At 63.7% G+C, this 10,062-nt stretch carries 9 protein-coding genes; 3 read left to right on the top strand and 6 right to left on the bottom strand.

The genetic code is table 11. From position 1 onward, the window contains the following. Positions 1–566: 566 nt before the first annotated feature. The 4 genes from GAK28_RS23470 to prmC all read right to left on the bottom strand — a co-directional run bounded on the left by GAK28_RS23470 (position 567) and on the right by prmC (position 5,495). Complete coding sequence (locus tag GAK28_RS23470; RefSeq protein ID WP_291785045.1) at positions 567–2,618, bottom strand: glycosyl hydrolase family 18 protein; 2,052 nt, start codon at positions 2,616–2,618, stop codon at positions 567–569. Positions 2,619–3,067: 449 nt separating this feature from the next. Then, on the bottom strand, positions 3,068–3,508 hold the full coding sequence (locus tag GAK28_RS23465; protein WP_291785043.1) for a hypothetical protein: 441 nt from the start codon (positions 3,506–3,508) through the stop codon (positions 3,068–3,070). Then, complete coding sequence (locus GAK28_RS23460; RefSeq protein WP_291785041.1) at positions 3,505–4,503, bottom strand: RHS repeat-associated core domain-containing protein; 999 nt, start codon at positions 4,501–4,503, stop codon at positions 3,505–3,507. The genes GAK28_RS23465 and GAK28_RS23460 overlap by 4 nt, the downstream gene beginning before the upstream one ends. A gap of 173 nt (positions 4,504–4,676) precedes the next feature. Continuing rightward, entirely contained in the window at positions 4,677–5,495 is an 819-nt protein-coding gene (gene prmC / locus GAK28_RS23455; protein ID WP_291785039.1) for a peptide chain release factor N(5)-glutamine methyltransferase, read from the bottom strand. 34 nt (positions 5,496–5,529) lie between these two features. On the opposite strand from prmC, the gene GAK28_RS23450 reads away from it, so the two are divergent. Then, positions 5,530–6,441 (top strand): alpha/beta hydrolase, encoded by a 912-nt coding sequence (locus GAK28_RS23450; protein ID WP_291785037.1) that lies wholly within the window; start codon positions 5,530–5,532, stop codon positions 6,439–6,441. Here GAK28_RS23450 and GAK28_RS23445 read toward each other — a convergent pair. After that, a complete protein-coding gene (locus tag GAK28_RS23445) occupies positions 6,384–7,271 on the bottom strand; it encodes a phytanoyl-CoA dioxygenase family protein (RefSeq protein ID WP_291785035.1) in 888 nt (295 codons plus the stop codon). The genes GAK28_RS23450 and GAK28_RS23445 overlap by 58 nt on opposite strands. Positions 7,272–7,411: 140 nt before the next feature. Here GAK28_RS23445 and GAK28_RS23440 point away from each other — a divergent pair, with 140 nt between their 5' ends. Beyond that, a complete protein-coding gene (locus tag GAK28_RS23440) occupies positions 7,412–8,527 on the top strand; it encodes a Gfo/Idh/MocA family oxidoreductase (RefSeq protein ID WP_291785033.1) in 1,116 nt (371 codons plus the stop codon). Positions 8,528–8,531: 4 nt separating this feature from the next. Here the strand turns inward: GAK28_RS23440 and GAK28_RS23435 are convergent, their stop codons facing one another. After that, the gene (locus tag GAK28_RS23435; protein ID WP_291785031.1) at positions 8,532–9,545 is read right to left on the bottom strand and encodes a LacI family DNA-binding transcriptional regulator; all 1,014 of its coding nucleotides are present in this window, start codon (positions 9,543–9,545) and stop codon (positions 8,532–8,534) included. A gap of 332 nt (positions 9,546–9,877) precedes the next feature. Here GAK28_RS23435 and GAK28_RS23430 point away from each other — a divergent pair, with 332 nt between their 5' ends. After that, positions 9,878–10,060 carry a DUF6229 family protein gene (locus tag GAK28_RS23430; RefSeq protein ID WP_291785029.1) on the top strand — a complete coding sequence of 61 codons (183 nt, stop codon included), beginning with the start codon at positions 9,878–9,880 and terminating at the stop codon, positions 10,058–10,060. Positions 10,061–10,062 lie beyond the last annotated feature (2 nt).

The raw sequence follows: 10,062 nt of genomic DNA, 5'->3' as shown, positions 1-10,062 counted from the left end.
CTGCGGCCCGCGCTTCTTACCGCTTACGAGCGATGGATGTTTGCCGACACGTGACATGAAACAGCAAACAACGCGAGCACGGTAGCAAATTACGTGTGTGCTTGCCTATGGAAGGATTCTCAAAAGTTACCTCACCGTCGTTCCTGCGCACGCAGGAACCCAGCGCCTCGGTTTACCAGTAACACGACGACGCTGCATCGGCTTTTACGTAGGTAACGTACTCGCGACAATCCATCGCATCGCGCTGGGTTCCAGCGTTCGCTGGAACGACGTGAGGGGAAGTGTAGGTTGCCTCGCTCTTTCCACATGTCGCCTCACCCTGCACGCCCCGGGCGGGTTGGCCCTTGGGGCCGCCTGAGCAGAGGGCCGCGCAACGTACGGATATCCAAACCACGGCAACGGCCCGCTCCGAAGAACTGCGCCGAAGGCCCCAAGGGCCAACCCGCCCGGGGCTCAACGCAACCTCCGAGCGCAAGGCGGCGCACGCCGCTCAACACACGAGTCGCACAGCGACTAACCGCATAAAGAGACCTGCCGCAGTGAGGGCCGCGGCAGGTCTCAGGGGCTTACTGCAACCCGTCAGCCATCGCCTTGAGCAGCGTGCCGTTGGCATCGTCGCCGCTGAAGTCCCACGAGAAGGCGCCGCCGAACGACTGCGACTTCACGTAGCCCATCTTGCGCTGGATGTTCGCCGGATCGTCGACGCTCCACCAGGTGGTGCCGTTGTAGATCCAGTGCGCACCGGCCGCCGTGTCGTCGTAGCCGGGGTAGTTCAGCGCCTTGAGCACCTTCCAGTCTTCGATGCCCGCTTCGTAGCGACCGGGTGCGGCCGTACCGGACTGGTAGAGGCCGTTGTTGGTCGATGCCACGTTGGTCCAGCCACGGCCGTAGAAGCCGATGCCGAGGTTGAGCTTCGAAGCCGGCACGCCGGCGGCGCGGAAGGCCTGCATGGCGTCGTTGGTGTTGTACTTCTTCGTGTCGCCAGTCGACGGATCGTTCGGTGCGGCATAAAGCGCCGAATGATGGTTCGTCGTCGGATCCCACGCGCCGTGGAAGTCGTACGTCATGACGTTGATGTAGTCGAGGTACTGTGCGTACTGCGCCGGCTGGGTGACGCGGATCTTGTCCACGCCGGCACCGGCCGCGATGGTCAGCAGCAGACCCGGACGCACCGCGTCGAGCTGGCGACGGAACTCGGCGAGCAGGGCCGTGAAGTTCGCCGTGTCTTCCGGACCACCGCACTGCAGACCGCAGGCTGCCGGGTATTCCCAATCGATGTCGATACCGTCGAACACGCCGGCCGCGGCGGCCGTACCACCGGCACCGTCGGTCACCGGCAGGTTGCCCTTGATGTAGGCGTCGACGCAGGACGCGACGAAGGCCTGGCGGTTTTCAGGACGTGCCGCATGTGCAAAGCCGCGCGACCAGGTCCAGCCGCCGAGCGAGATCAGCACCTTCAGGCCGGGATGCTTGGCCTTGAGCTGCTTGAGCTGGTTCCAGTTGCCGCGCAGCGGCTGGTCCCAGGTATCGGCCGTGCCGCTGACGCTGTCGCCCGCACCGAACGACTTGGTGTAGTCGGCAAAGGCGTCACCACCGACACCGGTGTTCGGATCGGACGGCTGGATCACGCCCACTTCGCAACGATCGTTGCGGACGTTGCCGAAGGCGTAGTTGATGTGCGTCAGGCGCGCGGCGGAACCGCTCGTCTCGATATTCTTCACCGTGTAGCCGCGGTCGTAGATGCCCCACTGCGTGAAGTAGCCGATGACACGATAGTTTCCACCGCTACCACCCGCCGTGGTCTTCACGACGACGGAGGTCGACTGTGCGGAAGCGTTGCCCGCGTTGTCGCGCGCACGCACCGTGTAGGTATATGAGGTGTTGGCCGCGAGGCCGGTGTCGGTGTAGGCGTTCGAGGTCGGCGATCCGACGAGTACGCCGTTGCGATACACGTCGTAGCCCGCCACGCCTGAACCGCCGGCGTTGTCGGTGGACGCGCCCCAATTGAGCGACACGCTATTGGACGACGGCGTACCGGCCAGGCCGCCCGGTACCGACGGTGGCGTGGTGTCCGGTGTGCCGGCCGATACCGTGATGTTCACGGCGGCCGAGGTCGTCGAGGCACCGGCATTGTCGGTGGCGACGGCGGTCAGCGCGTAGCTGCCGGCGGGCACGTTGTTCCAGGTGACCGACCACGGCGCGGCGGTCTTGCTGCCGACCGACGTGGCGCCGCGGAAGAATTCCACCTTGGCGACCGTGCCGTCGCTGTCGGCGGCGTTGGCGGTCAGCGTGATGTTGGCGCCGGCGGTGAAGGTCGCACCGTTCGCGGGTGCGGTGAGGGCGGCCGTCGGCGGCTGGTTGCCACCGCCACCGCTACACGTGCCGAGATCCTGGTACCAGCCGCAGCTGGGACAGTAGTCGGGCGCGGTGTTCCAGATCTGCGAGCTGGCCTGATAGAGATGGCCCTTGTAGGTCATCTTGTCGCCAGCGTTGTAGATCGTGGCCGCGTTCCATGCCGATACGCCGGAACAGGTGGCGGATTGTGCATGGGCTGAGGTGGCCAGCCACGCGAGCGGCAAGGCACAGGAGAGGATCAAGTGTCGCAACGTGACACGCATTGGGAAACTCCGTGACAGGGTCGTAGTGCGCCCGGCCGCAGCCAGGCATCGTGACGGGAGCCGCTTCACCACGTATCGATGTCTCTCGCGCACGGGCCCGATTCCACGGGCTTTCCGCGCACGCGTTTCCCCAACTAAACGCACCTGTCTCCGGCCCTACCCGGAACATCGGACGAGATGCATGGCACCATGGCAGATCGCCACGGCTCCCTGTATCGACGACGCCCCGCATGCGAGTCGTGCCGACGATCGGACGGTGCGTCAACGCCGACAACGTTGTCAATGGCGATCGACGCGAGTGAGAAACCGTTCTCGTTTCGAGCGGGTTTCAACCCGGGCAATCACCAAGGAACGCAACTCGCATCAAGAATTTTCTTAAAAGATAGTGAGCAATGGCGACGGCGGCCACACCGTTAGATGCCGAAATTGCAGATAGATGCCGAGGTTGGTCACCGACACAGTACCGCAGCGACGGGGAGGCTAAGCGCCTTCTCCTTTTCTACCTCGTCATCGGCCACTGAAAACTCGGAATATGGAATCTCCGCGGCGATCGTTTCCCCAGGCTTCACGACGATTTTGCAATTTCCAACGCAATAGCCAAGATTCCTTTGCTTCACGGGATGAACCTTTCCATCGATCGTCAAGGTAACCGCATAACCGCTGGACGGATCGCCGAGTTGATCCAAGGCGCCTATATGATTTGGCCAATCCCCATCATCGATACACCACTTGGACGACGAATCATTGGTTAGCTTTACACCAATGATCCTGCTCTTCTTATCGTCGGTCATCCTGACGAGAGAGCCGACGTTCCTGTCCTTCAGCGGAAGACGTGCCGTGCAGGATACGAGAAGTAGCGTCGCAACCACGGTGACCGCAACGCGAATCATTGGGAAAGGTCCGTCAAGTGATCCGGATTGATGAGCGCTTTCGCGGAATCTTCCGCAGTAAGACGCTGATAGTAGAAACCGCCGTCCGCATACTTGTATGCCTTACGGCCGTCGATGCGCTGATCGGTGAGGCCAACGGTATGCAAAGATTCGTGTCCTGCTGCCCACTCCAGCATTCCGGACCCTCTATAGGACGCATGCGCGGTGTTGATATAGATATTGTGTCCACCCACCTCGGCACCAGCCAGATCACCGGGTCCCAAGCCCAGGCCTTGCCATTCGCTCGCCGTACTTGCATTCGCCATGAGCCCCGAACCGGGTCCGGCATCTAAAGCACCTGCGGCCTGCGTCATCCAGGCAGCCGTGCCTGCCAGGTTATCGGCGGTCGCGCTGCCTTGGCCCATGATGGACTCGAAAGCGTTGACCGTCGCCTTGTCGGACGAACTCAGTTTTTCACCGAGCGCCATCTTTTCAGCCACGGAATACAACTTGCCAGCGGTCTTATGATGACGCTGGGAGACGCGCTCCTGAGCTTTTTTGAACCGCTTCCACGTTTCATCCGTCCAACCCGTTCCGCGTTCGTAGTTTCCCGACGGATCAATACGGTTGATCGGATTGTTCGATACGTACGCGTAAGGGTTCATGCCACTGAGTGAACCCGGCATGGCTTTCACCGCATCCGTTGAAAGAAATCGACCGATCGTAGGGTCGTAGTAGCGCGCCTGCATGTAGATCGTCGTTTCGTCGTCATGGACATGGGACGTATATCCGGGTCCCTCTACACCGCCCATGGCGACCTGCCCGAACGGACGATAGTCGATGGTGGATTTCACATTCCCCTGCTCATCGGCCGTGGCCAGGACGTTGCCCTGAGGATCGCAGTAGTAGTAGGTTACCGTACCGGCCATCGCTGGAACGCTCGCAAGCAGTGCCCAGCACGAAAGCCAGCGATATGGGCGCGCCAGCGAATCCCGAAGTACCTTGCCTCGTGCCATCCGTCACCTCGGCTCTCATCACATCATGTGGAGGGGCATCGCGGATGCCTTGGGCACAAGACAGGGTGCCGCCATCGTGGCAGCACACATCGCATCGCTCGAAAAGTCCCCCGTCGATCCGTGACCGACGGCATGGAGACTAGGCAATTTCTTGCGAAGACGTCAAGGGACAATCAGGCGGCCCTGCCGCCTGTCACCCTGTCCCTACCTTCCAGGTCCTGCCAGGTATGGACGTCGATCCAGCCAGCCTCCGCCAGAATCGTCCGCACCGAATCGCCTTGACGCCAGCCATGCTCCATCAACAGCCATCCACCTTCAACGACATGCGTCCCCGCCAGAGTCGCCAACCGGCGTATGTCGTCAAGACCATCGATGCCCGAAGCCAGGGCGCTCATCGGTTCGAACCGCAGATCACCCTGGGAAAGATGTTCATCCGTCGACTCGATGTACGGCGGATTGCTGGCGATCACCGCATAGCGTTCGCCAATGACGGGTGCCAGCCAGTCACCCAGTCGGAAGTCGACGCGTTCCAGCCCTAGCGTCCGTGCGTTCCGCACGGCCACCTCGAGCGCTCCGGCGCTCACATCGACCGCAACCACCTCGGCATCAGGACGTTCCTTTGCGATGGCCAGCGCGATGGCTCCCGAACCCGTGCCGAGGTCCAGCACTCGCCCCCCAGTGGGGAGATGCGCCAAAGCCAACTCAACCAGCAGCTCGGTTTCCGGGCGAGGAATGAGGGTGGCTGGAGATACCTCCAGAGACAACGACCAGAAGTCTCGGCGCCCAGTGATATAGGCCACGGGCTCGCCGTCTGCCCGCCGCGCCACCAAGGCATCGAAGCGCTCGTTGTCCTGACCGCCGATCTCGTCATCGGCATGGGCGAAGAACCACGCACGATTCACGCCCAGCACATGGGCCAGCAGGAGTTCGGCTTCGAGACGTTCGCCGAGCATTTCGGCCGAATTTCGAAGAATCGTGCGTACATTGGTCATGAACGTATTCTAAGGGCAGGCCTACAATTAGCGTATGCGCTTTCTCGCCCTCCTCTTCGCCTGCGCCTGCCTCACGGGCCTAGCCGGTTGCCGTGCCACGTTCCTTGGCGCGGTGAACGCTATTCAGCCCTCCGAAGGGGTCATCGCCCACCGGGATATCGTGTTCGACACCGAGCACGGCATCGCGTTGGACGTGTACTCCCCGGAGCACGTCGTGGGCGCGCCGGTCGTCGTGTACTTCTATGGTGGCGACTGGCAACGGGGCCGCCGCCAGTGGTATCGCTGGGTCGGCGAGGCGCTGGCTCGCCAGGGCGTGGTCGCCATGATCGCCGACTACCGGCCGTGGCCCACCGTCCGCATGGACGGCTTCCTGATGGATGGCGCGCATGCCGTGGCCTGGGCACGCCAGCATGCGGTGGACTACGGTGGCGATCCGACGCATCTCTTCGTGATGGGCCATTCGTCCGGCGGGCATATCGCCGCGATGCTCGCCACCGACAAACGCTGGCTCGCGCAGGTGGGCATGAAGCCGCGCGATCTTGCGGGATTAATTGGCGTCGCGGGTGCGTTCGACTTCATCCCCTTCGACGAACCCGCCTACGCGGATATGTTCGGCGCTACGCCCGAGGAACAGGCGCGTTCGCAACCGATCAACTTCGTTGACGGTGACGAGCCGCCTGCCCTGCTGCTGCAAGGCGAAGCCGATACCGTGGTCTATCCGATCGAAGCGATCTCGCTTGAGGGGCGCTATCGGCAGATGGGCGAACCTGTCGAGCTGAAGCTTTACCCGGGCCTGGGGCACGAAAAGCTCGTGTTCGCCCTCGGGCCCCTGCATCGCATCGCGCCGGTGATGGACGACGTGATGCACTTCATCCATGCCCGCGTGGCTCAGTATCCGCGGCCTTCCTTGTTGCCGCCTCGCGCTGCGTCCAGCACTTCCGGATAGGGATAGTTGAGTCCAAGAAGCTGGCGGATATCTGGGCTGGCCTGCTTCACGAACGCCGCAGGAAGCGCGGCCGGCAGGTCTTCCATCGGTTTGACGAACTTGGGCAGGTACTGGGTGATGATCGCCGAGCGGTCGATGCGACTCCGATTCGGCATCGCGCAATGCCAGACCGCGCCAAAGAACACCACCGTGTCGCCCGCTTCGCCGAGCATCCGTTCGCAGCGGTCGAAGAAACCGTCGCCTTCGTCGGGATAACGCAGCTCGCGTTGTGTGCCGGGCACGAAGGCCGTGGCACCGGTTTCGGCGGTGAACGGATCGAGCATGATCGTCACCTGCGCGTTCAGGGGAAACGAGGCGTTGATTCGCACCGGATGCGTTTCGGGTGAGTGGTAATCCCAATAGGGATAGTCGATGTGCGGCTCCTGGCCCGGGCCACCGGGCAGGATGCGGTTGGCGGCGATCGAGCCCATGATGAACTCGGTGCCGAGGAAGGCCCGCATGACCGTCATGATCGCCGGATGCGCGGCCATCCGGGAAAACACATCGCCTTTCGCGAGCAGGTTCCAGACCCGGCGTTGCAGGTTGATCCGCCCTGCCTTTTCCGCATCGCCCTGGAAATGCGTGACCTTCGCGCCACCCATGTCGTCATCGGATTCGGCCATGACGATGCGTCGTGCCTCGGCGATCTCGGCGGCCGTGAACAAGTCGCGCAGAATCACCGCCCCCGCGCCTTCCAGCAGTTCGGTCACGATGGCGTCGGTGTCCAAGTCCGCTTCGGTGAAGACGCGCAACGGGAAGGCGGGGCGTAGCGATGGGGCGGAAGCGCTCATGACGGACTCCTGCCGCGTCTGGCGGCCTGTGGTGGACGTGTCGAGCATCACGCTAGGCCTTTTTGCAAGCGCTTGCAAACCGCAGTGCAGCATGCGTAGAGTCGACACCATTCCACCTCCACCAATAGGGATACCTCGCGATGGGCGTTGTGCGGATAGGGCTGATCGGCGCGGGCTACATGGGCAAGGCGCATACCGTGGCGTTCCAGGCCGTCGGGGCGATCTTCGAACCCACGCTGCTGCCGGTGTGCGAGATGTTGGCGACGTCCACCGCCGAAGGCGCAGCGGAACATGCGCGACGCTGGGGCTGGCGGCGCTCCACCGGCGACTGGCGCCAGCTGGTGGACGATCCGGCGGTGGATGCCGTGGTGATCGCCACGCCACCACGAACGCACAAGGACATGGTGATGGCCTGCGTGGCCGCCGGGAAACCGGTGTTCTGCGAGAAGCCCCTCGGTGCCAGCGCGGATGAATCCCTCGCGATGACCGAGGCTATCGAGCGTGCCGGCCTGGCCAACATGACCGGCTTCAACTACATCCGCACCCCGGCCAGCCAGCTCGCGCGGCAGATCATCGCCTCGGGCGAGATCGGCGAAGTGATCCAGGTCACCGCGGAACACGTCGAGGATTACCTACACGATCCCACCCTGCCCGCTTCCTGGCGCACGCGCATCGCCACCGGCACGGAGGCGGGTGCGCTGGGCGATGTCGCGACGCATATCGTCAACGCCTGCCTGCGCCTCGTCGGGCCCATCGAGAGCCTCGTGGCGGATACGCGTATCGCCCAGGCGACGCGTCCCGGCCCGCACGGCCCCGAGGCCGTGGAAAACGACGACCTGGGGCAGATGCTGTTGCGATTCGCCAACGGCGCCAGCGGTAGCGTCAGCTTCAGTCGCATGGCGGCCGGCAGGAAGATGGGCTACACCTATCGCATCACCGGCACGCGTGGGGCGATCGCTTTCGACCAGGAAGACCAGAACGCGCTATGGCTGTACGACGCGTCGCGCGAGCCGTCGCGGCGGGGATTCCAGAAGCTGCTGATGGGGCCTGCGCATCCGGACTACCTCGCTTTCAACCAAGGCGTGGGCCACGGCACCGGCTACAACGAGCAGATCGTGATCGAGGCGCGCGACTTCCTGCAGGCAATCGCCACGGGCGAGTCGGTGTGGCCGACCTTTCGCGACGGCTACGAAGTGGACCGGGTGATCGCGGCGGCCCTGGTCTCGGCGAGCGAACGCCGCTGGGTCGACGTCTGACGCCTCAAGCCGGTTTGCGCAGGCTGTCGCGCCAGACCAGTTCGCACGGAAAGAGGCGGCTACGCGGCGTGGCCGTGTCGTCGCCGGTCCAGGCGACGATACGCTCGATCGCGTGCAGCACCATCGCGCGGATGGGTTGGCGCACGGTCGTGAGCGAATAGGACGCCCAGGACGCCAGCGGCATGTCGTCGAAGCCGACAACGGCGATATCGTCGGGCACCGTCACGCCACGCTCGCGACAGGCATCGATCGCACCCAGCGCCAGCACGTCATCGGCGCAGAACACCGCGTCGATCGGCTTGCCTTCGTCCAGCAGGCCGAGCATCGCCTTGCGTCCGTGTTCGTGCGTGTAGTCGCCCGCATGGATGCTGCGAGTGAGCGCATTGCCCACGGCCCGAGCGAAACCGTCGCCACGGTCGATCGTGGAGGCGTCGTGCGCGGAGCCACCGATGAAGGCCAAGCGCTTGCGTCCACAGGCGAGCATCGCCTCGCCAACCAGGCTGCCGCCAGCGACGTTATCCACCGTCGCCACCGGCACCGGTGACGAACGCCCCGCCCGACCGAACACGTGCAACACCGGCATGCCTGCTTCCTTGCACGACGCCGCGAAGCCATCCGGCGGTGCCGAGGTGGCGATCAACACCGCGTCCACGCTGTACTGCCGGAGCATGTCCAGCGCGGCGCGGCCGTCCTCGTCTTCGCCCAGGTTCGCCAGCAGCGGACGCAGGCCACGCGCCTGCAACTCGCGGGTGAACAGGTCGAACACTTCCATGAAGGCGGGATTGGCGAAATGGTTGGACACCAGCCCGATCAGAGCCGTGCGCCCGGTCATGAGGCTGCGCGCCAGCTGGTTCGGGCGGTAGCCGAGTTCGTCGGCGGCCGCGGTGACGCGTTGGCGTGTCCGCTCGGACACGCTGGCCCCTTCGGTGAAGGTGCGGGAAACGGCCGAGATCGACACGCCGGCTCGTTCGGCGACGTCTTTTGCGGTGATGCGGGAAGAGGATGCGCGCGTGGACATGAGCGGAAATATAGCCCAGATAGAGTTCCGCTCCCGCCAGCGGCGGCGAACGCGCCATCACCGCACCTACACAAAAACGGCAAAAGATCGACGACCGTACACACACTGAAAAACATCATCCATGCGCATTCGCGGCCCGCCGATCGAAACGATTGACTTTCCTCCCGATTCGTTTTTAGAACCGCCGACGGAGGGCCCTGTCCCTTCGCGCGCCCAGGGGTCGATGGTCTTGCCGGTTGGCATGCCGTCTTCAAGTACTTCGCCACTCGCACGTCCAGACCGTGCGGCGCGTTCTTCCTTGCAACTGTCACTTACAGATAGAGGGCGGAACCATGGAGAAGTACAACGACGTGAACAGCCTGTGGCGCAACGAAGCCGGTAGCGACAACCCGGCCGGCCCGCTCTACGCCGCTGGTGCGTTCGCCGAGTCCGAGATCGCCAACGAGGCGATCCCGACCACCGTCGGCGGTTGTGGTACGGCCTGTACGGGCTCGCGTACCCGCTTCTGCTGCTGATC

The organism is Luteibacter sp. (genome assembly GCF_009912395.1).
Classification (GTDB): Bacteria; Pseudomonadota; Gammaproteobacteria; order Xanthomonadales; family Rhodanobacteraceae; genus Luteibacter.
This window is presented reverse-complemented; position numbering and strand designations above follow the sequence as displayed.